Raw genomic sequence first — 22,801 nt, forward strand, 5'->3', positions numbered from 1 at the left:
CGAAAGAAAACAACTCGGGTCGCCCCTGACAAGGGACAAAAGAATGAGTATGATTAAATCCTACTTGGCGAGAGAAAGGGGTTACCAATGAGAACGACACAGCAGATGAGCATCACGTTGCCGAATGAGATGGCGGCACTGGTCAAAGCGCGAGTTGCCAGCGGCGAATATGCGTCGGAAAGCGAGGTCATCCGAGAGGGACTTAGGGCGTTATTGGCGCGTGATAATGCGGTGGATAAATGGTTGCAGGAGCAGGTTGTTCCGGCATGGAATGCGCTGCAACGGGGGGAAACGGACAGCCTCAGCGGTAATGACATAAGAAACAGACTGAAAGCCGAGCATAAGAAGGCGACTGGAGAGTCATAATGGCGTATCAGGTGGTGTTCGCACCCGAGGCGGAAGAGCAACTTGCAGCGTTGTATCGTTATATCGCGGAGGCGGCGACACCGAATACGGCGCTGAGCTACACGGAAAGCGTGGTTGATTACTGTGAGTCACTTGCGCTGTTCCCAGAGAGGGGAAACCCCCGTAATGACCTTCTGGCGGGGCTTCGCGTGACGAACTACCGTAAAAGAACGGTCATTGCCTTTATGGTGGAAGAAGACAAAAGGACGGTAACGGTGCTGGGCATTTGGCACGGTGGTCAGGACTATGAAAGCGACCTGGTGACGGATGCTGCTGACTGAACGCCCAGAGTTGCCAGACAGTCACAAAAAGTAGCTCACGCCCTTCAAGGGCGCAGGACGGCGCAGGGCAGGTTAAGGGCTCGCTGCGGGCTACTTCGGCATCGGTGTGCGGCTGGCCGCCGGGGTTGGGTTCTTGGTGCAGTGTGGCGCACAGCTCGCAGGCTCGCTCTGCTGCGAATATCGCGCCCGTTCTTCGGCTTCCACGGCGTGGCCGCCCTTCTTGGCGGCGCAGGCTCCGGCGTCAACCTTCAGCAAACATCAACGTCAACAGAACCGGGGTTGTCGGCCTGACGGCCTCCGCTAAAGGGCTTTACCTCGCCCCCGCCACAACCCCGCTGCACTGGCTGAGCCCGGCAGACACTTCACCGTCCCACAGCAAGCTGCGAAACGGCTCGCGCCACGACAAGAGCATGTAAGTAATGGGAAATTAGATACGCAATTAATATCAACAACGAAAAAACCGCCGATTTTTATAATAGGAATGGTTGTAAGATAAAAGTAGATTTATCAAAAATACCTGATGAAAATATTATAGATGTTAGCGACGGAGGGGGCTTAAGTGGTAAAGCAGCAAGGTATGCTAAGAAAGATAGAGAAGTGCTGATTAAAAATGGTATTCCCGCTGGAGCATATGAGATAATAGAATGACTGATAATTTAAATTCCCGGTTAGTATATCTGTCTGATGAGTTAGCTTCATCTTACGAGAAAGAATACTCTTCCGATGAGGAAGAATATTTTGAAAATAAGAGAATAAAATCAGAAGTTGTTGGTTTTATTCTTGATGCTAACTCTCATGGCGAAATGTCACTTGTTGATAGTGCATTTAAAGTTCTTTTAGATAATACAGGCTGTCAAGAGGATTTTGAGATTTTGGAAGAAATTCTCCGTCCTGTTATTGAGAAGAAAATAATCGATAAAGATTTATTGGAAAAATATCTACAAGAAAGTCCATTATCTCGATGGTTATAGATGAATTAAACTAGGTTAGGTATAAAAGCCGGAGCGATCGCTACGATCCTTCCGGCTTTATTATTTTTAGCAGTTTGCCGGACGGGGCACGCTGGCGGTATCGCTACGATGCGTTTGGGCGCAGAATCAACAAGGTGCACGAGGGCCAGGTGCCGTCGGCGCAGGCGGTAGCGCGGGTGGCGTACCGATGGGACGGTGACCAACTGATTGGTCAGCAGCAGTACCGGGCGGATGGTTCAGCGGCACGGGAAGTACAGTGGGTTTACGAGCCCGGCAGCTTCCGCCCACTGGCACAGGTCGAGGCACAGGGCGACAGCACGCAGTTGCACTATATCGTGACGGACCTGACAGGAACCGCAAGAGAGCTATGCAGCGAGGAAGGGGACGTTCGCTGGCGCGGGGAACAGGGGCTGTGGGGCGCCCACCGGGAAGAGCGGCGGCCTATTCCGCTACGTCGCTACCTTGGGGATGCGGCGAACGAAGAGGTGTACTGCGAGCTGCGCTATCAGGGGCAGTTGTACGATGCGGAAACGGGGCTTTACTACAACCGGCATCGTTACTATGATGCGGAGAGCGGGCAATATCTTTCGCCGGACCCGATAGGGCTGGGTGGGGGAATAAGGCCTCAAGCTTATGTTCATAACCCGCTGGAGTGGATTGATCCGCTTGGGTTGGTCAAAGTTGGTCGTTGGATGAGCCCTGCCGAACATAAACAAATGCTGGAGACGGGAAAAGTTGTGCAAAGCAATACGGGTACAACTCATGTTGCTTTCCCCGCAGATGTTGAAGCCTTTGGTAAACAGGCTAAACCCGGAACAGTATATGCTGAGTTTGATGTGCCAGAAGGATCTTTAATTAAAACCAATGAAGGCTGGGCAAAATTGTAGGCCCAGATTCTCTTGAAGGACGTTTAGCTAAACGTAAAGGATTACCTGTTCCTGAAATGCCAAAAGCAGAAAATATAAAGGTAACAGCACATAAAACTGAGAAAGGAATAGAAAAGAAATGCTAAATGAAATAAAGGATTGGATTTTATTAAATAGTGATTATCAAATTGTAATTAATCAGAATGACTATACAGATAGCTTGGTGGTTGATTTTGAAGATGAAAATAATATCGCCCGTTTTACTGTGTGGGATGATAAATCATGCATGTTGGAAATAATAAATGTTGATACTGAAAGATATATTATAAATGAGCGAAGAGAACTATCTGATATAGGTGAAATAAGAGAGTCATTTAAAGAATTTAGCGATCTTTTAAAATAAATGAAAGCCGGAAGCGAGCACACGATCCTTCCGGCTTTTTTATTTTTAGCTGTTGGTCAGTCGCTACAAATTAATCTCGGTCTCAATAATAATCCTGCCGCGCGCCACCGTGACGATGACGGGCATCCCGGTGATGAAACTCGACTCTTCCAGCCAGCGGCCTTTAAGGTTGATGGCGGAGGGCGGGAGCAGAAGATTTACCATTTTACTCGTCTCATTTTGATATTCGCCCTGTGGGAGTTGCGTTAGCGTCAGATACTGGAAAGACCGGATGAATGACGCGCTGGATCGTCTAATTTAGTCGTGTAAAATACCAGCAGTAGTTTCATTACTTTAAGTGATGTGAAGGGAGAATCATATGAAACTCATCGTCCTTGATGGTGAAAAACAGAAAACACCACATGATATTTATGATCACCTTTCACAAGCGTTAGCGTTTGGTCCTTATTTTGGAAGAAACGCAGATGCTCTATATGATTTCATGACCCCGATTGATGATGAATGTCGACCATTGATTGTGGAGTGGAGGAATAGTTCTGTTTTTAAAAATAGTTATCCAGAAGAATTTTCAAGGCTGTTATCAACCTTCAGAAATATATCCAGGTTTTCTGGGTTTAACGAAGGTGTTTTTAAATTTAATGTTTCTTGATGATGGTTGCATGATGAACACAATGCCAGAAAATACGATTATTGTAATCGATATGACAGGGAGCACTGTGAAACTTAGTGTGCAAGGAGAGGACTTAACAAATAAAGTAAAATCTCTTGGTTTTTTTCATTCTTGTGGTTTTATGACCAAAGCTGTAGAAAGTGAGAGTGATAAACTCTATCTCATCAGAGAAATGGTTAAATTAGATGCGTTATTTTTGTTCGGTTACGGTTGGTATCCGTCAGAGGTTATGGGGTTTTATAAAGAGAAAGGGCTATACACAGGGAAGTATAAAATCATTTTATGGTCAAAACCAGGCCATTACCAAATTGAAGAGAAGTAATTAACAACAATTCATAATCAATCCCCCTCACGCTAATCACTCCACTCATAATACCATTACGCCAACGTTCCCTTCGCTTTACCCAGTCGCCAATACTTCAATCGTCAGCGATAGACTCGTTTTCCTGAACTGTGTGGTTCGCCGCCCGTCAGAGTCCATTCTCTATTATCCTCCTATATCCATCTAATCCTATCCATCCTGCCGATAGCAGAATCTGCATCGCGGCTTATTCCCAGGTTCTGATACTTAATTATTCTCTCATAATTACTTTATGAACGATTTTAATTATTAGCATCGTAAATAAAAATACTGAATATGTTATTCAGTATTTTTTTTGTGATCGCGTAAGGGTTTTATTCTATTGTTTGTGCGTCACTGCTATGCAGTTAATTCCCTTCTTTAAGTTAATGAGGTTATTTTGGATATAATAAATAATGAATTAGTTTCATCGCTAATATTAAATGAGTTAATTCAATATCGACGTAGATTTACCCATTCGACGAAACCGATTCGTGAAGAAGAGTCTCAGGTGACTCAGGTTCAGTTGCCCAGAATCCGTGCCTTTATTGAAGAAGGCCGTCGCATTGAACTTATTCTCCCAGCGTTTCCGGTGAAATCTCCCAGTCCTTATAAGGTGTTAGGGAGAAAACCAGATATGGCGGAGCGTTTGTCCCTGACCTTCCTGAATTCGTTATGTCAGCGTATTCAGCTGTATTATCCGCCCGGTGCGCATATCCGTATTTGCTCAGATGGACATGTATTTGGCGATCTGATTGGGACTAGCGACGAAACGATTAACATCTATCAGGATGAGATTGAAAATTTACTGCATGAGCTGGGAGCCGTTCATCTCAGCGTCTTTAACCTTAAGGACGTCGAGAATATGGCGCCACTTACTGCTGACTACGATCAGCTCCGCCAGCGGCTGGTTGAGGATTACGCCGAGTCAGAAGAGGACATCAAGGCGCAGCTCATGCAGAGTGAAGAAGGCTTGCAGCTTTATCGTTCAATAACCCGTTTTCTCTATGAGGATAGCCTGCGGCCTGGCTATACCGGTTCTAATGCGGCGTTACAGAAGGATGCCAAAAAACGTGCGTGTGGCGTTATTCAACGCAGCTGGGCGTGGGGCAACCTGCTTGCTGAGCAATTCCCAGACGCCATCCGTTTGTCTATTCACCCTCAGCCTTCGGACAGTCTGAAGCTGGGTATTCATATGATGCCTACCAAGGACGACTGGCTGACGCCCTGGCATGGTGTTGCCGCCAATGTTAATGGGCAATTTGTGCTGATGAAGAATGCTGATGCACAGCAGTTGGATGGTGAGATTGTGGAAATCCGCGGTACGCCCAGCCATTACCTGGTTAAACAGACTGATATGGCCTAAGCGCACTTTTCTCGTCTTATCGTTTACTGGGACACCGATATTGTCATCTTATAAGGGAATATACATGATGGAAAATAGCCTGAACTGCCGCATTGAACCGCTTTCCCCTTTTGGTGCGTTGCTGACGCCTGTGGAAACGGGGCAGAGCATCACTACACTGCCGATCGACACACTGCGTGTGCTCGCCCGAGAGCATCATCTTCTGGTACTGCGTGGGTTTTCTTCCGGGTTTTCCGATCCTGAAACGTTGACCGAATACGCTGGTCACTGGGGGGAAATCATGATGTGGCCTTTCGGGGCGGTGCTCGACGTGAAGGAGCATGCGGATACCAAGGATCACATCTTTGATAATAGCTATGTACCGCTGCACTGGGATGGCATGTACAAACCAACCATACCCGAGTTTCAGCTGTTCCACTGTGTCTCTGCGCCGGGGCAGGAGCAAGGCGGACGTACCACCTTTGTTGACACCACGCGCTTATTGGCAGAGGTCGACGCACAATTAGTCGATGAGTGGCGCAGTGTTTCAATCACTTACCGTATTAAAGCCGTTGTGCATTATGGCGGTGAGGTCACGTCTCCATTGGTCATTCCTCACCCTAACGGCACGGGGGAGATCATGCGTTACAACGAGCCGCCGACCGAAGGAGAGCGTTTCCTTAACCAGCATGCGCTGGAATACCATAATGTCACGCCGGAAACGCAAAACGCATTTAGTCAGACGTTACGGCAGCATCTGTACGATCCCCGTTATTACTATGCGCATCAATGGCTACAGGGCGATGTTGTGGTCGCCGATAATTTCTCGCTGCTGCATGGCCGTGAAGCCTTTACGGCGCAGTCTGCACGCCACCTGCAACGGGTTCACATTCAGGGCACCCCGATTTGTGTGAATACCTGTATTGATAACGCGGCATAAGGGCAAACATCATGGCACATATTCTTATGGCGGCGATGGCGACGCCGGGGCATGTTTACCCGTTACTGACTATCGCTCGCTATTTGGTTGAGCAGGGGAATGACGTCACGCTGTTTAGCGGGGCGTTGTTCCGCGAGCAGGCGGAGGCGGCTGGCGTCGGGTTTATCCCTTTTAGCGATGACATTGATTTTGACTACCGACACCTTGAACAGCATTTCCCCCAACGTGCCATGCTGCCGCCGGGTAACGCACAGATGGCTTTGGCTCTGAAAGATTTTTTTGCAGCACCGATTCCCTTGTTGGATCGCCAGTTGCGGGACGCGTTGGCAAAAACTCAGGCCGATCTGCTCATGGTTGAAAACTGTTTTTATGGTGTCCTTCCGTTGTTGCTTTCTGGGCAGCGGCCGCCCGTGATCGTCATCGGGGTTACGCCGCTGTCCTATTCGACGCGAGATTCAGTTTTCTATGGGCCTCGTATTCCTCCGAAATTGCTGCCGCCCGATCTGAGCCATGAACAGCTTGTTGATGAGGAAACGCGGGCATTGATGAGTGAAGTTCAGCGCGCGTTTGACCGTGCGATGGTGCAGTCGGGAGGGAGGCCCCTCGAACAGCCTTTTATGGATACACTGATTGGCCGCTGCGATCGTTTCTTGCAGCTATCCACTACTGAGCTTGAGTATCAGCGTGATGATTTGCCACAAAGTGTGCGATTTATCGGGCCATTATCTCGCCAGATTGCAGCAGAACGTGTTCCTGAATGGTGGACGTCGGACGACAGTCGACCGCTTATTATCGTTTCACAAGGCACACTGGCGAATGTCGATCTCCAGCAGCTTATTGGGCCGACACTGCGTGCGCTGGCTGATTTACCTGTCAGGGTGCTGGCGACCACGGGAGGGCGTTTGATTGATTCGTTGCAAGCTTCCTTGCCTGAAAATGCCAGAGTGGTGAGCTTCCTCTCTTATGACGATTGGCTGCCAAGAGCGTCGATCTTCATCACCAACGGTGGATACGGTTCGATAAATGCTGCCTTAAAAGAGGGTGTGCCTTTAATTGTGGCCGGGGTAGGAGAAGATAAGCAGGAAAGTGCTGCACGTGTGGTATTCGCCAAATGTGGGATTAACTTGCAAACCAGTACGCCAAGTGAACAGCAGATTAAGCAGTCTGTCATTGAGATACTGGAGGATCCCGGCTATTTGCAGCGTGCAAGATGGATTAAGGCAGATTATGCCAGCCACGATGCGCTTGCCCTGATTCAGACTGAGGTTAATGCGCTGTGTTTTACAACGGAATGTCCGCTAAAGGAGGACGGTATAACATCAGGTAGGGATACTTCTCTGCTTCGCGTGTAGCTATTATTTCATACGTAATAACGTGTTGAAATCCGCCACGCGTTATGGGGTAAAACTGTGCCCCATAACGCTATTCGAATGCGATTAACCCTATAGCGCTTTATCGATCAACAACGCAACCTTGCTGGCTTTTGATACCCGCTCAAGGTACGCCTGAACGTTAGGGCCAAACTGTACGCCTTTCACGATCGTGAGCGATAGTAAGATTGGGAACAGAATAAAATCGGTGGTGGAAATGGCACTGACGTTTGCCAGACGTGGCTCCAGCGCCTTGAGTTTCTGCTCCACTTCCGCAATCAGTTCCGGCGTTTTTGCGAGCAGCGCATCCAGGTCACCGAAGGCTTTTTCTTCGCGCAAGATGTAGGCATGACGCGCCTCTGGCGTGGAAAGCTCTTTGAAATCCGCTTTCGTGAAGCGGGGAACTGCAAGGTTAAACACCGCGCTGGAAACGGACTTACACCAGGCTTCTATCTCAGCATCAACCGCTTTGTCGGCGATTAACGGCGCTTGCTTGCTGTCGACATAGTGGACGATATCCATACTTTCTGGCATGAAGCTGCCATCTTCTTTCTGCAGGATGGGCACCACTTTGCGGCCCACCATGCGCGTCGGTGTGTCGACATCGCCTTCCATAATGACCGATTGCTCAACAGGCAGATCTTTCAAACCAAAAATCATTCTGGCTCTGACACAGAATGGGCAGTGTTCGTAAATGAAAAGTTTCATGCATCGCCTCGTAAGATTTTGAAAAAGGCGGCAAAAGCTTGCCAGCCCTGTCATGACAAATCATGCCATCAGAGTAATACCTGATGTGGTTGGCGGTAAAGCGAATGTGGCTTACCGCTGCAGAGGGTGAGGAAAGGAAGGGCGTGTGTGAATCCGTCTTATCCTTGCCGGATTCCTGTATGATGCAGTGAAACTCCTTTTGCGGAAGAGAAGCCATGGATCGCCTTAGCGCGCTGGAAACATTTATCTGCGTTTTTGAAACGGGGTCGTTTTCCGCTGCGTCCCGCAGGCTCGGTATCGGGCAGCCTGCGGTTTCCAAAGCGATCATGCAGCTTGAAAATCAGCTGGCAACGCCGTTGCTGCTTCGTTCTACCCGAGGGTTGACGCCGACAGAAGCTGGGCAGAATTTTTATGAGCAAATCGCCCCCGCGTTAAAGATTCTGGGGGATGCCCAAGAGCAGGCGGTGAGCGGGAGCACGGCGCTGTCTGGGCGGCTACGCATCGGTGCACCCGTGACTTTCGCCAGACAGCTCATCATACCGCGGCTCCATGAATTCATGGCTGAGCATCCCCAGCTAAATATTGATGTCATTCTGGACGATCGCCCGATCGATCTGATTGCTGAAGGCATTGATGTGGCTCTGCGTTTGGGCGAAATGAAGGATTCCAGCCTGATTGCCCAGCGCTTGGCATCGTGTTCCATGCGCCTGCTGGCGACCCCTGACTATTTCGCACGTCATGGTGTGCCAGCTTCTCCTGACGTTCTGGCTGCGTATCCTGCCGTCATCTATTTGCAGGGAGAGAGAACCGATCGCTGGATTTTTTCTCGGGATGGAACACAGACCACAGTATTCCCCAATGGGCGTATCCGGGTTTCTGCGGCGGAAGGCGTGCGTGCAGCGGTGCTATCCGGTGTAGGACTGATTGTGGCGTCGGAATGGATGTTTGCGCCAGAACTGGAAAGCGGGCAGGTCGTCACTGCGCTGGATTCATGGTCGCTGGGTAAGATGGATCTGTGGGCTGTCTACCCCGGAGGTCGCATGACATCAGCCCGCGCCAGAATTTTTACCGGTTTCGTTCAGCGTCTTTTCCCCTGATACATTCCTGTTTGGAATAGCTGATATCCATTTTACCTCTCTACTGGGAATGAAGACGGTACCTTATGCTGTGCTCATCACTTGCCGACTTCCGGCGGGAAACACACAGACAGGTATGATGATGAGTACATTATCCAGCGAAGCCGAGGTTAGAACGCAGCAGGTTCCCGGCAAATTACTGATTTTCTCGATGGCCGCAGCTAGCGGTATTTCTGTTGCCAATATCTATTACAACCAACCGATGCTGGGCGTGATTGGTGAAAGTTTTACGTCGAGCGGGGCAGTCTCGCTGATCCCAACGGTGACCCAACTGGGCTACGCTTTGGGACTGCTACTGCTGGTTCCTCTCGGTGATAAATTCGATCGCCGTCAGTTGATTGTGTGGCAATTTTTGATGCTGGCGCTGGCTTCTGCGTTTGCAGCCTTATCGACATCGGCTGTCGCTTTACTAAGTGCTTCGTTGCTCATCGGTTTTGGGGCGACTGCCGCACAGCAGATTGTTCCGGCGGCGGCGGAGCTTGCCAATGCGAAACAGCGCGGCGCCATTGTCGGGACGGTGATGAGTGGGTTGTTAAGCGGGATTCTGCTGAGCCGTACGATTGCGGGCCTTGTGGCGGAAAGCGCGGGCTGGCGTGCGATGTTCTGGCTGAGTGTGCCGTTGGCGCTGGCGGGCGCGTGGGCAATGGGAAGAATGTTACCGGCTTCACCATCGAATCAAACCGTTCGTTACCGTGCGCTGATGCGTTCGCTGGTGACGCTGTGGCGCGGTGAACGCGCATTACGCAAAGCCACGCTGATTCAGGCGCTGCTGTTTGCATCGTTCAGCGCGTTCTGGAGCGTGCTTGCGCTGTATCTGGAAAGCGGACGTTTTCACATGGGCGCTGCTGCTGCGGGGCTGTTCGGCGTGATTGGTGTCGCGGGGATCTTTGCAGCTCCGTTGGCGGGAAGAATCGCCGACAGAACTGGTAGTCGCCCGGTTGTGATTGCCGGAGCACTGCTGACGCTGCTCTCATGGGGAGTATTCATCGGTTTCGATTCCGTTATTGGCCTGATTATTGGCGTTATCCTGCTCGATCTCGGCGTACAAAGCGCATTAGTGGCCAACCAACATGTGATTTACGGGCTCGGTGAAGCGGCAAGAGGTCGAATCAATACCGTATTCATGGGCGGTATGTTTTTAGGTGGCGCGGGGGGATCCTCCGTTGCGATGGCTGCCTGGCATCAGGGGGGATGGCTGATGGTCGGAGGGCTTGCCTGCGCGTTGGCAATCATGGCACTGCTCGCTGCGCTGATGAAAACGAAAAAAGCGTAATGGTGGCTGGAAAGCAGGCTGAAGTAGCCAGACAGGGCGGCAGGGAAACATCGCCAATGTTGTTTTACAACCGGTAGATTAACCTTACCTGCTGATGACAATACTATACATTTGGCTTGCTATAGTCCTTTCATCCCTTGTCAGTACCTCACATCTCTGTGAGTGTTGTGTTAGTTAACCATCCCTGTCATTAGAATGACCTTACCCGCCTTGTGCGGGTTTTTTTTGCCTGTTTTCCCGCTCACGAGACGCGTAACTATTTTGTGTCGTTGTTGATTGCACTCTCAGGCACGATTTTGGTGACGACCCGGTTTCTGCCTTCATGTTTGGCCTGATAGAGGGCGTCATCCGCGATTTTCAACACGCTGTCTATCTGTTCCGTTCCCGGAATAAAGCAGGTGACGCCTAATGAAATCGTGATGTTTTCAGGAATCGGCAGCGGCATTTTTTCCACTTTTCTACGCAGCCGCTCTGCAATATCAACGGCTTGCTTCATATCCGTGTTGGGCAGGAGTGCGAGAAATTCCTCTCCGCCAGTACGGCAAATCAGATCGGCGTCACGTGAGCCTTGTTTTATGCTTTTAGCCAGCAGCCTGATGACATCGTCGCCGATATTGTGCCCGTAGGTATCATTCACGCGTTTGAAATGGTCGATATCAATCACGATCACGGCAGCCTGATGGCTCTTTGACAGAATGAGCTCAATGTTTTCATAGACACCACGGCGATTGAGTAACCCAGTGAGTGGATCGGTGTGGGCCTGCAAGCTCAGTTTGCCGATTCGCTTGTGCAACAAGACCGTACCGAAAAGAATGACGCGTTTTAGCTGCTCAACTTCAAAGTACCAGGAGGGGACTTTCTTTATTTTTTCAATCACGTCGGGCTCCTCCATTTTACTGGCAGAAACGGCCAGCAGGCGTAGAGGGTTAGCTATAAAGAAGGCGAGCAGGGTGAGCGCGATAAGTATTAATACCATCACTGGCGCGCCTTCATATAAGACTGAACGCATGACGCCGTTAAGTGAATCAATAACGTTTTGGTAAGGATGCAAGGTAACGATAATCCAGCCAGATGACTTGACCGTATCAAAACCAGCCAGCGATGGGGTACCTTGCATATCGGGTATCGCGAGGGTTCCACTTTTTTTGTTCTGAAATGCGGCTTTGATTTTCTCATCTCTGATGGATTTGCCGACCCATTGTTTATCCTGATGGTAGAGAACAATCCCACTTTTATCGATCACGTAAACGCTGGAGTAATCGTTATAAAAATGGGTATTCATGAATTCGTTTAAGACGCTTTTGCTTTTTAAATAAATGGTTCCGCCGATGTAACCGAGATAATTTCCCTGTTTATCTTGGATTGGAGAGGACACCAGTACGATCAGATTGCCCGTAACAGAAATATAAGGCTGGCTGATTAACGGTTTCCGCTCCGTTAGTGCTTGCTTACTGGCCGCTGAGGTTAGTGTGTTTCCTTTCAGATTCAGCGATGCTGGGTAAACCGTGCGTATGCGATTCTGCGTATCCGCAACGAAGACGGAATTAAAACTTTCGCTCATGCGGTATGTCTGCTCGCTTTTCTCCTGCAATGCCTTATCGTCATCAAAGCTTTCAGCCATCAATGTCGCGCTGTAGGCCAACTCTTGTTGTGCGGAGGATAAAAAACTTTCCGTGGTAGCAGCGAGTTTGGAAGAGTAGTTAAGGTTTGAGCTCAGTATTTGATCGGTAATGAGCTTTTTTTGTACGTTATAAACAGCAATATAGGCATTGGTCAGCGTAATGAGCATGCTGATAATGGCGAGAGATAAAATGAGTGAACGTAAATTGACCGGGAATCGTTTTGTTATTTTCATGGTGGCCGCACCTATTTTCCGCTAGGTAAGCAAAATCACGCTGTCTTTTTGTTATGTCATCATCAATGGCAAACCGGCGGGGCATTCGCTTGCGACCAATGAATAAACCCGCCATTCAAAGTTATAGACGCTAATTAGGCTATCTGGCAACGTATTGATATCTCTCCATCATCCTTGACTTAATGGAGAGAGTGCACGATTTCCAGCGTGCCATTAATGATGAACTGTACACCCATGCAAACCAGCAGGAATCCCATCAGCCGTGAAATGGCTTCAATGCCGCTTTGACCGATCAAACGCATAATCAGGCCAGAGCTTTTCAGGCTGAGCCAGACGATCAGGCTGATCAACAGAAAAGTCAGTACGGGGGCAACGGTAATCACCCATGGCGTAATATCGACGCCGCTCTTGATTTGTGAGGCAGAACTAATGATGAGGGCTATGGTTCCTGGCCCTGCGGTGCTGGGCATCGCCAGCGGAACGAAAGCGATATTGACCTCATTGGCAGAGAAACTGTCGTTGATTTCTTCTTTTTTGCTTTTAACTTCAGGCGCATGTTCTGGTTTTTGCTGAGGAAAAAGCATGCGAAAACCGATAAATACCACGATGAGCCCGCCGGCGATGCGCAAGCCGGGAATGGAAATTCCGAAGGTGTTCATCACGACCTGACCTGCATAGTACGCGACGGTCATAATGATGAAAACATAGAGCGACGCCTGAAAGATCTGACGATTTCGTTCCCCCTGGCTCATGTTACCGGACATCGCCAGAAATACGGCTACCGTTGTCAGTGGATTCGCAAGTGGCAGGATTAACACCAGACCAAGACCAATGGTTTGAATCAATTCCAGCATTCTACGTTCCTCTTTATTGGGGCGCTGTCGTCAGTTCAGGAAAACGGTCAATGATGACCTGTCGCGAGGGCGTCTGATGCGGCTTACACCAACTCATCCTCCGCTAATTTTTTGAAACGATAGAGCGTTTTCGTCAGCATATCGCGAGAAAACATATCAAACATTTGGCCGATCTTTTTCCCAATCAAGCCTCCCGGTGGATTGTAGCGAATCGTCAGCGTCACGGTTGTACCCGATTCTGATGTGGCTGGTTGAAACGAAAGCCTGCCTTCATTGGGAACCCGCGCCCCTTCCAGCGAACGCCAGTGGATATATTCCCCTGGTTTTTCATCAATAATACGAGCCTGCCATTCAATGAGCGCGCCAATCGGTGTATTAATCCGCCAGTTGGAGTCGGTATAGTTCAGTATCTCAATACTGGCGAAATGCCCCATCAGGATCGGCAACGTTTCCGGTTTACGCCAAAGATCAAACAAGCGTTCTGCCGGACGATTGATAGTAATGCTGCTGCTGATCTCATTGGCATAGCTGCCGTTTTTCGCTGCGGTTCTTCTTAAGAAAGAGGGAAACACCCGTCATTCTCCCTAATCGATGGTTACCCCTTTATGGGCATATGCACACCATTCTGACTGATATCGTCCAGCGAAGCAAAGCGGTAGGTGGCGGGCGACATGGGATAGTGTTGGTGCAGGCTATCACAGCAATAGCCAAGATTTTTGCGTGCCTAATGTTGAGTTAATGTTCATTCGGTACTGTAACTATCAGACAGTAGCCGAATGAAGTGCCGCAAAACACCAGGGTTTTTCCATAATGATAATCGCAGTACCCCGCCCACTATTTTTAGTGGGCTTTTTTTTATTTGTATTTCTCTGTTTAGGTATTTTATTTTTATATGAATTGATATTTATCAATTTATTGTTAATGGATTTGTACCTATTAAGATGTAATAGAATGTTGTCCATAGGCTCTATCCTTTAAATAATATCTGGCCTGTGAGTCGATTTACTTTATAAACATGTCGTGCTACGTTTATCACCAGCTTTTATGCTGGTGAGAATAAATATGAGTAATCCATTTACTGCCCGGTGGAGTCGTAATGGCAATCTGCTTTGCCACGGTCACTGGTTAATATCTTATAATGAAAAAGATTTCGCGCTACCTGAAAAATATAAAGAAAATCATATGGGAACGATGGGGATCTACTCTATCATCGATCCTGATGATGAAACTTACCGAGACGGATTAGATGAGGATGATTGGATTCTGGAGAATATCGACTGGCTGGCCGATAGCTTCGAAGAAAATAATATTCCCATCGAAGAGTGTTATTTTAGATATTTCTTTCGGGCTATAAATAAGCAAGACTGGCGATGCACCAGTTGCGCAGGCTGTATGTAAATTACGCATTATTCCCATCTGCTTTGTACCCTACTGACCACTTGTACTCTACTGACTACAGAGTAACGTCGCGCTATTTTCTTCCTAACTAGCGGCGGCGCTTTCCCTCGTTTTTCATCCCTTTTCATCTTCTTGCTATGCGCTTCGCATCCCGCGCTGCGGGGCGTCTTTTTCAGGGAAAAGTGTTACCCTGACCCAACAATCCTTGATTAAAATGAGGCGGCAATGACGGAAACTGACATTCTGCGGTTAAGTGTTTTGGTCGGTGAAAAACTGAAGGCGCGTGGTGCTACGCTGACGTGCGCGGAATCCTGCACTGGGGGCTGGCTGGCTAAGTCTATTACTGATGTCGCAGGCAGCTCCGGCTGGTTTGACTATGGGTTTGTGACATACAGCAATCTGGCCAAGCAGCGTCTGGTGAATGTGAACGCGAAGACATTGGAACGGCATGGCGCGGTGAGTGAAGCCGTCGTCAATGAGATGGCCGCAGGGGCGTTGCAGGCCGCCGATGCAGATTTTGCCATATCGGTAAGCGGCATCGCCGGGCCCGACGGGGGGACCGAAGAGAAGCCTGTCGGCACGGTATGGTTTGGCTTCACAGATAAACAGGGCGGGGCATTCGCGCGGACAATGCGGTTCAGCGGAGACCGAAACGCGGTACGTCTGCAATCGGTCCATTTTGCGCTGCAAACGCTGCTCGACGCGTTTCTGAAAAAATAACCTTGATGCTGTATGCACATACAGTATAATGTCAGTAATTATTCGGCAATTCATGATTAAGCAGCCGCGTAGAGACAGCAGCTTTACGCCGCATGACAGGAGCAGAAATGGCTATTGATGAGAACAAACAAAAGGCACTTGCGGCAGCACTGGGCCAAATCGAAAAGCAATTTGGTAAAGGTTCTATCATGCGGTTGGGCGAAGATCGCTCAATGGATGTTGAAACTATTTCTACAGGCTCCTTGTCTCTTGATATTGCTCTGGGCGCTGGTGGTTTGCCGATGGGCCGTATCGTTGAGATTTATGGCCCGGAATCTTCCGGTAAAACAACGCTGACCTTACAGGTTATTGCTGCCGCTCAGCGTGAAGGCAAAACGTGTGCGTTCATCGATGCTGAACATGCGTTGGATCCGATTTATGCGAAAAAGCTTGGCGTAGATATCGATAATCTGCTGTGTTCTCAGCCGGATACCGGCGAGCAAGCGCTGGAAATCTGTGATGCGCTGACGCGCTCCGGCGCGGTTGACGTTATCATCGTCGACTCCGTTGCAGCGCTGACGCCGAAAGCAGAAATTGAAGGTGAAATCGGCGACTCCCACATGGGGCTGGCCGCACGTATGATGAGCCAGGCTATGCGTAAACTGGCGGGTAACCTGAAACAAGCTAATACGCTGCTGATCTTCATCAACCAGATCCGTATGAAAATCGGTGTGATGTTCGGTAACCCTGAAACCACTACCGGTGGTAACGCGCTGAAGTTTTACGCTTCCGTTCGTCTGGATATTCGCCGTACTGGCGCGATTAAGGAAGGCGAAGAAGTTGTCGGCAGCGAAACTCGCGTTAAAGTCGTGAAGAATAAAGTGGCGGCACCGTTCAAACAGGCTGAATTCCAGATTCTGTACGGCGAAGGCATCAACATCCACGGTGAGCTAGTCGATCTGGGTGTGAAACATAAACTGATCGAAAAAGCGGGTGCCTGGTATAGCTACAACGGCGACAAGATTGGTCAGGGCAAAGCAAATGCCTGTAATTTCCTGAAAGAGAACCCGGCGGTTACTGCGGAACTGGATAAGAAATTGCGTGAAATGCTGCTGCATAAAGGCAATGAGCTGACGCCTGCCACTGCGGGCAATAGCCATGACGAAGATGCATTCGCCGATGAAGGCAACGAAGAGTTTTAATGGTGGCTGAATTCCCTGTGACAAAGCACATCAGCGGGTAAATGGATGAATAAACCCTTACGCTATGCGATGAATGTGCTTTCTGTTCGGGATTATAGTGAAGCCGAAATACGCCGCAAATGTGCGGCGTATTTATATAAATTAGATAGCGCAGAAGCAGAAAATGAAGCGGACGACACGACTGCCCGAACTGGAGCAGAAGAGGTGGAAGTGGCCATTGCTTACTGCAAGGAGCACGGTTGGCTGGATGATGCGCGCTATGCTCGTCGCTATATCAACAGCCGAAGTCGCAAAGGCTATGGCGTCCAGCGAATTAAAATGGAGCTGAGCCAGAAAGGAATCGATAAGACGATATTAGCCACGGCATTAAACGAGAGTGAGATCGATTGGTGCGCGCTGGCGAAATCAGTTGTGGAGCGAAAATTCGGGCATCCTCTGTCCGATGAATGGAAAGACAAAGTCAAACATCAGCGATACCTGCTCTATCGTGGTTTCTTTCATGAAGAAATCCAGTCAATTTATACGAATTTTTCAGATTGAACGCATACGGGATTTTACTTCCCATCGAAGAAAATTTATCTTATTCCCACTTTTTTGTTCGTGAGTTGCTTGGTAGCGTCAGCATGCTGGACTAACCTTGCCCGCGACCTGTTCTTCTAGCTTGATTCCAGGACAATTATGAGCAAGAGCACCGCTGAGATCCGTCAAGCGTTTCTCGATTTTTTCCACAGTAAGGGACACCAGGTTGTTGATAGCAGCTCTCTGGTGCCGAACAACGATCCGACATTGTTATTCACCAATGCGGGTATGAACCAGTTTAAAGATGTGTTCCTCGGGCTGGATAAACGTAACTATGTCCGTGCGACGACCTCGCAGCGCTGCGTGCGTGCCGGTGGTAAACATAATGACCTGGAAAACGTAGGTTATACCGCCCGCCATCACACCTTCTTTGAAATGCTGGGTAACTTCAGCTTCGGTGATTACTTCAAGCATGATGCGATTCGCTATGCGTGGGAGTTGTTGACGTCTCCCCAATGGTTCAACCTGCCGAAAGAGAAACTGTGGGTAACGGTATACGCAACGGATGACGAGGCCTACGACATTTGGGCTGATGAAGTTGGCGTACCGCGCGAAAGAATTATTCGTATTGGTGATAACAAAGGCGGGCCTTACGCCTCTGATAACTTCTGGCAGATGGGCGAAACAGGGCCGTGCGGTCCGTGTACCGAGATTTTCTTCGATCACGGTGAACACATCGCGGGTGGCCCACCAGGAAGCCCTGATGAAGACGGCGACCGCTATATCGAAATTTGGAACTTGGTGTTCATGCAGTTCAACCGTCAGGTTGATGGCACGATGCTGCCGCTGCCGAAACCTTCCGTCGATACCGGAATGGGGTTAGAGCGTATTTCTGCCGTGTTGCAGCACGTCAATTCAAACTATGACATTGATTTGTTCAAAACGCTGATTGAGGCGGTTGCTAAAGCCGTTGGTACGACGGATTTAACCAATAAGTCGCTGCGTGTTATCGCTGACCATATCCGTTCTTGTGCATTCCTGATTGCGGATGGCGTGACGCCATCTAATGAAAACCGTGGCTATGTTCTGCGCCGTATCATTCGCCGCGCTGCACGTCACGGTAACATGCTAGGCGCTACGGATGCCTTCTTCTACAAACTGGTTGCGCCACTGATTGAAGTCATGGGGCCGGCGGCAGAAGAGTTGAAGAAGCAGCAGTCGGTTGTTGAGCAGGCGCTGAAGATGGAAGAAGAGCAGTTTGCCCGTACGCTGGAACGCGGCCTGTCTCTGCTGGACGAAGAAATTAAAAACCTGAAAGGGGATACGTTGGATGGCGAAACGGCCTTCCGCCTGTATGACACCTATGGTTTCCCTGTCGACCTCACCGCGGATGTGTGCCGCGAGCGTGGCCTGAAAGTCGATGAGAAAGGTTTTGAAGCTGCGATGACGGCTCAGCGCCAGCGTGCGCGTGAGGCCAGCGGATTTGGCGTTGATTACAACAGTCTCATCCGTGTGGATGAAAACACGTCATTCTGCGGCTATGAAAAAACGCAGCAGCAAGCGAAGGTGATTGCGCTTTATCACAATGGAAACGCGGTTGATCAGATTGCGGCAGGTGATGAAGCGGTAGTGATCCTGAACGAAACGCCATTCTATGGTGAATCCGGTGGCCAGGTTGGCGATCAGGGGGAACTGAAAAACGCGGGCGCGAGCTTTGCCGTTCAGGACACTCAGAAATATGGTCAGGCAATCGGCCACGTTGGTAAACTGACTCAGGGTTCGCTGCGTGTTAACGACAGTGTCGATGCAAATGTTGATAGCCAACGCCGCGATCGCATTCGCCTGAACCACTCCGCAACGCACCTGCTGCATGCCGCGCTGCGTCAGGTTCTGGGCGATCATGTCGCGCAGAAAGGTTCTCTGGTTAACGATAGCTATCTGCGTTTTGACTTCTCACATACGGAAGCGATGAAACCTGAGCAGATCCGTCAGGTTGAAGATATCGTCAATGCGCAAATCCGCCGTAACCTTACCGTACAAACGGATGTCATGGCGCTGGATGATGCGAGAGCGAAAGGCGCGATGGCGCTGTTCGGCGAGAAGTACGACGACCATGTCCGTGTCCTGACGATGGGGGATTTCTCCATTGAACTGTGCGGGGGCACACACGCAAGCCGTACGGGTGATATCGGCCTGTTCCAAATCATTTCGGAATCAGGTACCGCTGCCGGGGTACGTCGTATTGAGGCGACCACGGGTGAAAATGCGCTTTCTGCGCTGCACCGTCAGAGCGACGTTCTGCAAGATATTGCGCAACTGCTGAAAGGGGATAGTCACAACCTGACGGATAAGGTACGCTCTGTTCTGGAGCGTGCTCGCACGTTGGAGAAAGAGCTTCAGCAGTTGAAGGCTCAGCAAGCGGCGCAGGAAAGCTCGTCGCTGTCCGGCAAAGCAAAAGAGGTGAGTGGTGTTAAGTTGCTGGTTACGCAACTGGACAACGTGGATCCTAAGCTGCTGCGCACGATGGTGGATGACCTGAAGAATCAGCTAGGGTCTGCTGTTATCGTTCTCGGAACGGCGGCAGAAGGCCGGGTTAGCTTGATTTCTGGTGTAACGAAAGATCTGACCGACCGCGTAAAAGCCGGTGAACTGATTGGGTTTGTTGCTCAACAGGTTGGTGGTAAAGGCGGTGGCCGTCCGGATATGGCTCAAGCTGGTGGTTCAGATGTGTCTGCATTGCCTGCTGCGCTGGCAAGTGTTGAATCTTGGGTTACTGCTAAGCTATAAACATAGATAACGTTTGATTCGCGTTATCCAACAAAAACGCCATAACTTTCTGGTTGTGGCGTTTTTGTCTGCGGAAAAGGGTCCGACAAGTGGGGTAGAACGTGTGCTACCTTCAGATATTCTGAAGTATGACACGCTCAGTCCTGTTGTTGTGATAACAAAAGCACAAGCTACTGATATCGACTAAACTAACAAGTAGTGACAAACCGGAGTGTGGTGGTGGTGCTTATACCATCGTCTAGGTTTACGTTTTCACGGCACATGATGGATAATGGCGGGGAGACAGAGAGACCCGACTCTTTATAATCTTTCAAGGAGCAAAGAATGCTTATTTTGACTCGTCGAGTTGGCGAAACCCTCATGATCGGCGATGAGGTAACGGTTACCGTATTAGGAGTGAAAGGCAACCAGGTGCGTATTGGTGTTAATGCACCTAAAGAGGTTTCTGTCCACCGTGAAGAGATCTATCAGCGTATTCAGGCCGAAAAATCTCAACCAACGTCATATTGATTGACAATGCGTCTCGTGTTCGCGGGACGCAATTGTTATTTCCCGCTTTTTTCCCCACACATTTATCGATATATCCATTTTTACTGTGCGCTCCTTTTAGCAAGGTAACCGCCTGTTTTTCTGTCGATAAAACAGACTTTTTGTTGTGAAAATACGCATCTTGGATGCGAATTGTTCAAACAAACACAAGGTGGGAAAAATTGTTTGACTTATAAGTCTGGGAAAGTAATATGTGCGCCACGCAGTACCGGTGAGCACTAACAAGAAGTTCTTAGTAGCGAATCAGGTAATGTAAGGTGAGGTGGCCGAGAGGCTGAAGGCGCTCCCCTGCTAAGGGAGTATGCGGTCAAAAGCTGCATCGAGGGTTCGAATCCCTCCCTCACCGCCATTTAATATGCATCCGTAGCTCAGCTGGATAGAGTACTCGGCTACGAACCGAGCGGTCGGAGGTTCGAATCCTCCCGGATGCACCATTAAATACTGCCTTTGCTAGGCGAGTAGTATTAGTAAAAGTAAGTATTGTCGTAGATAAAGAATTATTAATGCATCCGTAGCTCAGCTGGATAGAGTACTCGGCTACGAACCGAGCGGTCGGAGGTTCGAATCCTCCCGGATGCACCATATTTCGATATGGATTAAGGTTGTTATCTTGCTCTTATAATCGCTCATTTGTGATTACAAGAACAAGGGAGGAAAACGTTGCTTTAGCAACGGCCCGAAGGGCAAGGCGAAGCCGAGTAATCCTCCCGGATGCACCATTCTTAGGTATCTCGCTCAATTCCCTTATTTCTGCACCACACTCTGCATCCGTAGCTCAGCTGGATAGAGTACTCGGCTACGAACCGAGCGGTCGGAGGTTCGAATCCTCCCGGATGCACCATATTCTGATGTAAATAAAACGTTTGTCTTACTTCCTACCTGAATTAATAAGCGCAAGAATGATATTGTGCAATCGACGTCCGGCCTGAACGGTACAAGTCAGACACTGTTATCAGATACACCACTTCTGTTTTATCAAACGTCCTTTACCTGCTTTTAGCGCGATAACGTCATTTGCCCTCTTGCCGATTCAGAACGATATTTCTCTCATCACTTCCGTGTATTAATTCTTACCCTTCCCTTGCCTATATATTGAGATTGAGCCGACGAGTAAACGAAGGCTGTCTTATGACTATGGGGATAATAACCTGTTTTTTATAAGGTTATTGAGTAAGCGACAACGTTTTCACTTTACGATAAAGTAAGCTCTCTTTTCAGTGATCATGGAGTCATGATGTACGATCGCTATCAAGGGCTGATCTTTGATATGGATGGCACCCTGCTCGATACTGAACCGACGCACCATAAAGCGTGGGATGAGGTTCTTGCACGGTATGGTATGAGATATGATGCCAGTGCCATGACAGCGTTGAACGGCTCGCCCACCTGGCATATTGCACAGCGTATTATCGACAGTCATCAGGCTGATATTGATCCTCACCACTTGGCGGCGGAAAAAACGGCCGTTGTTGAGGCAATGCTGCTGGATACAGTAAAACCCCTACCGCTGATTGATGTGGTTAAGCATTATCGCGGACGGCGCCCTATGGCGGTCGGTACGGGTAGCACGCATGGCATGGCTGATAGATTGCTAACGCATTTGGGATTGCATGATTATTTTGATGCAATTGTTGGGGCGGATGATGTGATTCGGCATAAGCCTTTCCCTGATACCTTTCTGCGCTGTGCTGCGTTGATTTCTGTGGCACCGGAACACTGCATTGTGTTTGAAGATGCAGACTACGGTATTGAAGCTGCTAAACGCGCTAACATGGCCGTGGTTGACGTTCGTACATTGTGAGTGAGTTCTGGGCCGTTTTTTCTCTTTTCTGGAGTAGCCTGCTCAGTGCAACACTGTTGCCCGGTAGTTCAGAAGTTCTGCTGGTAACGTTATTGTTGGCTGACAGCGCAAAACCCTATCTGTTGATCGCTGTGGCGACGGTAGGAAATACGCTGGGCGGGTTAACAAATATTTTTATAGGGCGCTTACTCCCTCAGCCAAAACAACAAGCTGGGTATACGGTGGCCATGCGCTGGTTGCAGCGCTATGGTTGCGCTGCGCTGTTATTTAGCTGGGTGCCGGTAGTAGGCGATTTATTGTGCGTGTTAGCGGGTTGGCTACGCATGCCCTGGGTGCAATCGGCGGTTTTCATTGGTATTGGAAAAGCGCTGCGGTATATCGTATTGGCAGGTATAACGTTACAGGGGATGGCGTGGTGGTCTTAACCAG

Annotated in this window: 24 protein-coding genes, 4 tRNA genes and 2 pseudogenes; 25 read left to right on the forward strand and 5 right to left on the reverse strand. The window is 49.3% G+C overall.

Features of this window, described 5'->3' with window-relative positions:
• The first annotated feature begins 87 nt into the window (after positions 1-87).
• From WCT94_RS17535 to WCT94_RS17555, 6 genes and pseudogenes are all read left to right on the forward strand, one after another.
• Positions 88-366 carry a type II toxin-antitoxin system ParD family antitoxin gene (locus WCT94_RS17535; RefSeq protein WP_336870695.1) on the forward strand — a complete coding sequence of 93 codons (279 nt, stop codon included), beginning with the start codon at positions 88-90 and terminating at the stop codon, positions 364-366.
• Positions 366-686: a type II toxin-antitoxin system RelE/ParE family toxin gene (locus WCT94_RS17540; RefSeq protein ID WP_336870698.1), complete on the forward strand. Its 321-nt coding sequence runs from the start codon at positions 366-368 to the stop codon at positions 684-686. The genes WCT94_RS17535 and WCT94_RS17540 overlap by 1 nt, the downstream gene beginning before the upstream one ends.
• Before the next feature lie 644 nt (positions 687-1,330).
• Positions 1,331-1,657 carry a hypothetical protein gene (locus tag WCT94_RS17545; protein WP_336870701.1) on the forward strand — a complete coding sequence of 109 codons (327 nt, stop codon included), beginning with the start codon at positions 1,331-1,333 and terminating at the stop codon, positions 1,655-1,657.
• Positions 1,658-1,725: 68 nt separating this feature from the next.
• Positions 1,726-2,334: pseudogene (locus tag WCT94_RS17550) on the forward strand (RHS repeat-associated core domain-containing protein); the annotation flags it as partial.
• 57 nt (positions 2,335-2,391) lie between these two features.
• Positions 2,392-2,669: pseudogene (locus tag WCT94_RS20855) on the forward strand (TreTu family toxin); the annotation flags it as partial.
• The gene (locus WCT94_RS17555) at positions 2,663-2,926 is read left to right on the forward strand and encodes an immunity protein TriTu family protein (protein WP_336870702.1); all 264 of its coding nucleotides are present in this window, start codon (positions 2,663-2,665) and stop codon (positions 2,924-2,926) included. The pseudogene WCT94_RS20855 and the gene WCT94_RS17555, both read left to right, overlap by 7 nt.
• Before the next feature lie 63 nt (positions 2,927-2,989).
• Here the strand turns inward: WCT94_RS17555 and WCT94_RS17560 are convergent, their stop codons facing one another.
• On the reverse strand, positions 2,990-3,223 hold the full coding sequence (locus tag WCT94_RS17560; RefSeq protein WP_336870755.1) for a SymE family type I addiction module toxin: 234 nt from the start codon (positions 3,221-3,223) through the stop codon (positions 2,990-2,992).
• Between the two features lie 61 nt (positions 3,224-3,284).
• On the opposite strand from WCT94_RS17560, the gene WCT94_RS17565 reads away from it, so the two are divergent.
• From WCT94_RS17565 to WCT94_RS17585, 5 genes are all read left to right on the forward strand, one after another.
• A complete protein-coding gene (locus WCT94_RS17565) occupies positions 3,285-3,575 on the forward strand; it encodes a barstar family protein (RefSeq protein WP_336870704.1) in 291 nt (96 codons plus the stop codon).
• A 10-nt stretch (positions 3,576-3,585) separates the two neighbouring features.
• Entirely contained in the window at positions 3,586-3,918 is a 333-nt protein-coding gene (locus WCT94_RS17570; protein ID WP_336870706.1) for a hypothetical protein, read from the forward strand.
• A 418-nt stretch (positions 3,919-4,336) separates the two neighbouring features.
• Positions 4,337-5,302, forward strand: coding sequence for an L-tyrosine isonitrile synthase (gene pvcA, locus WCT94_RS17575; RefSeq protein WP_336870708.1), 966 nt, complete (start codon positions 4,337-4,339; stop codon positions 5,300-5,302).
• 64 nt (positions 5,303-5,366) lie between these two features.
• Complete coding sequence (locus WCT94_RS17580; RefSeq protein ID WP_442955503.1) at positions 5,367-6,221, forward strand: TauD/TfdA dioxygenase family protein; 855 nt, start codon at positions 5,367-5,369, stop codon at positions 6,219-6,221.
• An 11-nt stretch (positions 6,222-6,232) separates the two neighbouring features.
• On the forward strand, positions 6,233-7,573 hold the full coding sequence (locus WCT94_RS17585; RefSeq protein WP_336870711.1) for a glycosyltransferase: 1,341 nt from the start codon (positions 6,233-6,235) through the stop codon (positions 7,571-7,573).
• A gap of 90 nt (positions 7,574-7,663) precedes the next feature.
• Here WCT94_RS17585 and grxB read toward each other — a convergent pair whose 3' ends face one another.
• Positions 7,664-8,299 (reverse strand): glutaredoxin 2, encoded by a 636-nt coding sequence (gene grxB, locus WCT94_RS17590; RefSeq protein WP_336870713.1) that lies wholly within the window; start codon positions 8,297-8,299, stop codon positions 7,664-7,666.
• Between the two features lie 215 nt (positions 8,300-8,514).
• Between grxB and WCT94_RS17595 the strand changes: the two genes are divergently transcribed.
• Both WCT94_RS17595 and WCT94_RS17600 read left to right on the forward strand, forming a co-directional pair.
• Entirely contained in the window at positions 8,515-9,396 is an 882-nt protein-coding gene (locus WCT94_RS17595) for a LysR family transcriptional regulator (RefSeq protein ID WP_336870716.1), read from the forward strand.
• A 121-nt stretch (positions 9,397-9,517) separates the two neighbouring features.
• The gene (locus tag WCT94_RS17600; RefSeq protein ID WP_336870719.1) at positions 9,518-10,708 is read left to right on the forward strand and encodes an MFS transporter; all 1,191 of its coding nucleotides are present in this window, start codon (positions 9,518-9,520) and stop codon (positions 10,706-10,708) included.
• A 256-nt stretch (positions 10,709-10,964) separates the two neighbouring features.
• On the opposite strand, the gene WCT94_RS17605 is transcribed toward WCT94_RS17600, so the two are convergent.
• From WCT94_RS17605 to WCT94_RS17615, 3 genes are all read right to left on the reverse strand, one after another.
• Complete coding sequence (locus WCT94_RS17605; RefSeq protein ID WP_336870720.1) at positions 10,965-12,563, reverse strand: sensor domain-containing diguanylate cyclase; 1,599 nt, start codon at positions 12,561-12,563, stop codon at positions 10,965-10,967.
• A 179-nt stretch (positions 12,564-12,742) separates the two neighbouring features.
• Positions 12,743-13,417 carry a MarC family NAAT transporter gene (locus WCT94_RS17610; RefSeq protein WP_336870721.1) on the reverse strand — a complete coding sequence of 225 codons (675 nt, stop codon included), beginning with the start codon at positions 13,415-13,417 and terminating at the stop codon, positions 12,743-12,745.
• Positions 13,418-13,500: 83 nt separating this feature from the next.
• The gene (locus WCT94_RS17615; protein WP_336870723.1) at positions 13,501-13,989 is read right to left on the reverse strand and encodes an SRPBCC family protein; all 489 of its coding nucleotides are present in this window, start codon (positions 13,987-13,989) and stop codon (positions 13,501-13,503) included.
• Positions 13,990-14,479: 490 nt separating this feature from the next.
• Here WCT94_RS17615 and WCT94_RS17620 point away from each other — a divergent pair, with 490 nt between their 5' ends.
• From WCT94_RS17620 to WCT94_RS17675, 12 genes are all read left to right on the forward strand, one after another.
• Positions 14,480-14,815 carry a hypothetical protein gene (locus WCT94_RS17620; RefSeq protein ID WP_336870724.1) on the forward strand — a complete coding sequence of 112 codons (336 nt, stop codon included), beginning with the start codon at positions 14,480-14,482 and terminating at the stop codon, positions 14,813-14,815.
• A gap of 225 nt (positions 14,816-15,040) precedes the next feature.
• Positions 15,041-15,535 carry a nicotinamide-nucleotide amidase gene (gene pncC / locus WCT94_RS17625; RefSeq protein WP_336870726.1) on the forward strand — a complete coding sequence of 165 codons (495 nt, stop codon included), beginning with the start codon at positions 15,041-15,043 and terminating at the stop codon, positions 15,533-15,535.
• 107 nt (positions 15,536-15,642) lie between these two features.
• Positions 15,643-16,716 carry a recombinase RecA gene (gene recA, locus WCT94_RS17630; protein ID WP_180787021.1) on the forward strand — a complete coding sequence of 358 codons (1,074 nt, stop codon included), beginning with the start codon at positions 15,643-15,645 and terminating at the stop codon, positions 16,714-16,716.
• A gap of 45 nt (positions 16,717-16,761) precedes the next feature.
• Positions 16,762-17,256 carry a recombination regulator RecX gene (gene recX, locus WCT94_RS17635; RefSeq protein WP_180787020.1) on the forward strand — a complete coding sequence of 165 codons (495 nt, stop codon included), beginning with the start codon at positions 16,762-16,764 and terminating at the stop codon, positions 17,254-17,256.
• Between the two features lie 138 nt (positions 17,257-17,394).
• Positions 17,395-20,022: an alanine--tRNA ligase gene (alaS, locus tag WCT94_RS17640; protein ID WP_336870730.1), complete on the forward strand. Its 2,628-nt coding sequence runs from the start codon at positions 17,395-17,397 to the stop codon at positions 20,020-20,022.
• Positions 20,023-20,346: 324 nt separating this feature from the next.
• Positions 20,347-20,532 carry a carbon storage regulator CsrA gene (csrA, locus tag WCT94_RS17645; protein ID WP_005972168.1) on the forward strand — a complete coding sequence of 62 codons (186 nt, stop codon included), beginning with the start codon at positions 20,347-20,349 and terminating at the stop codon, positions 20,530-20,532.
• Positions 20,533-20,827: 295 nt separating this feature from the next.
• Positions 20,828-20,920: transfer RNA gene (locus WCT94_RS17650), tRNA-Ser, on the forward strand.
• A gap of 8 nt (positions 20,921-20,928) precedes the next feature.
• Positions 20,929-21,005: transfer RNA gene (locus WCT94_RS17655), tRNA-Arg, on the forward strand.
• Positions 21,006-21,076: 71 nt separating this feature from the next.
• A tRNA-Arg gene (locus tag WCT94_RS17660) sits at positions 21,077-21,153 on the forward strand.
• 182 nt (positions 21,154-21,335) lie between these two features.
• Positions 21,336-21,412, forward strand: a tRNA-Arg gene (locus WCT94_RS17665).
• Positions 21,413-21,805: 393 nt separating this feature from the next.
• On the forward strand, positions 21,806-22,372 hold the full coding sequence (gene yqaB / locus WCT94_RS17670) for a fructose-1-phosphate/6-phosphogluconate phosphatase (protein WP_336870731.1): 567 nt from the start codon (positions 21,806-21,808) through the stop codon (positions 22,370-22,372).
• The gene (locus WCT94_RS17675) at positions 22,369-22,797 is read left to right on the forward strand and encodes a YqaA family protein (RefSeq protein WP_180787018.1); all 429 of its coding nucleotides are present in this window, start codon (positions 22,369-22,371) and stop codon (positions 22,795-22,797) included. Before yqaB ends, WCT94_RS17675 begins: the two co-directional genes overlap by 4 nt.
• Positions 22,798-22,801 lie beyond the last annotated feature (4 nt).

It is taken from the genome of Pectobacterium sp. 1950-15, assembly GCF_037136835.1.
GTDB lineage: Bacteria > Pseudomonadota > Gammaproteobacteria > Enterobacterales > Enterobacteriaceae > Pectobacterium.

Coding starts and splice junctions, on each gene's coding strand:
- WCT94_RS17535 (WP_336870695.1), top strand. CDS start 88: ATGAGAACGACACAGCAGATGAGCATCACGTTGCCGAATGAGATGGCG.
- WCT94_RS17540 (WP_336870698.1), top strand. CDS start 366: ATGGCGTATCAGGTGGTGTTCGCACCCGAGGCGGAAGAGCAACTTGCA.
- WCT94_RS17545 (WP_336870701.1), top strand. CDS start 1,331: ATGACTGATAATTTAAATTCCCGGTTAGTATATCTGTCTGATGAGTTA.
- WCT94_RS17555 (WP_336870702.1), top strand. CDS start 2,663: ATGCTAAATGAAATAAAGGATTGGATTTTATTAAATAGTGATTATCAA.
- WCT94_RS17565 (WP_336870704.1), top strand. CDS start 3,285: ATGAAACTCATCGTCCTTGATGGTGAAAAACAGAAAACACCACATGAT.
- WCT94_RS17570 (WP_336870706.1), top strand. CDS start 3,586: ATGATGAACACAATGCCAGAAAATACGATTATTGTAATCGATATGACA.
- WCT94_RS17580 (WP_442955503.1), top strand. CDS start 5,367: ATGATGGAAAATAGCCTGAACTGCCGCATTGAACCGCTTTCCCCTTTT.
- WCT94_RS17585 (WP_336870711.1), top strand. CDS start 6,233: ATGGCACATATTCTTATGGCGGCGATGGCGACGCCGGGGCATGTTTAC.
- grxB (WP_336870713.1), bottom strand. CDS start 8,299: ATGAAACTTTTCATTTACGAACACTGCCCATTCTGTGTCAGAGCCAGA.
- WCT94_RS17595 (WP_336870716.1), top strand. CDS start 8,515: ATGGATCGCCTTAGCGCGCTGGAAACATTTATCTGCGTTTTTGAAACG.
- WCT94_RS17600 (WP_336870719.1), top strand. CDS start 9,518: ATGAGTACATTATCCAGCGAAGCCGAGGTTAGAACGCAGCAGGTTCCC.
- WCT94_RS17605 (WP_336870720.1), bottom strand. CDS start 12,563: ATGAAAATAACAAAACGATTCCCGGTCAATTTACGTTCACTCATTTTA.
- WCT94_RS17610 (WP_336870721.1), bottom strand. CDS start 13,417: ATGCTGGAATTGATTCAAACCATTGGTCTTGGTCTGGTGTTAATCCTG.
- WCT94_RS17620 (WP_336870724.1), top strand. CDS start 14,480: ATGAGTAATCCATTTACTGCCCGGTGGAGTCGTAATGGCAATCTGCTT.
- pncC (WP_336870726.1), top strand. CDS start 15,041: ATGACGGAAACTGACATTCTGCGGTTAAGTGTTTTGGTCGGTGAAAAA.
- recA (WP_180787021.1), top strand. CDS start 15,643: ATGGCTATTGATGAGAACAAACAAAAGGCACTTGCGGCAGCACTGGGC.
- recX (WP_180787020.1), top strand. CDS start 16,762: ATGAATAAACCCTTACGCTATGCGATGAATGTGCTTTCTGTTCGGGAT.
- alaS (WP_336870730.1), top strand. CDS start 17,395: ATGAGCAAGAGCACCGCTGAGATCCGTCAAGCGTTTCTCGATTTTTTC.
- csrA (WP_005972168.1), top strand. CDS start 20,347: ATGCTTATTTTGACTCGTCGAGTTGGCGAAACCCTCATGATCGGCGAT.
- yqaB (WP_336870731.1), top strand. CDS start 21,806: ATGTACGATCGCTATCAAGGGCTGATCTTTGATATGGATGGCACCCTG.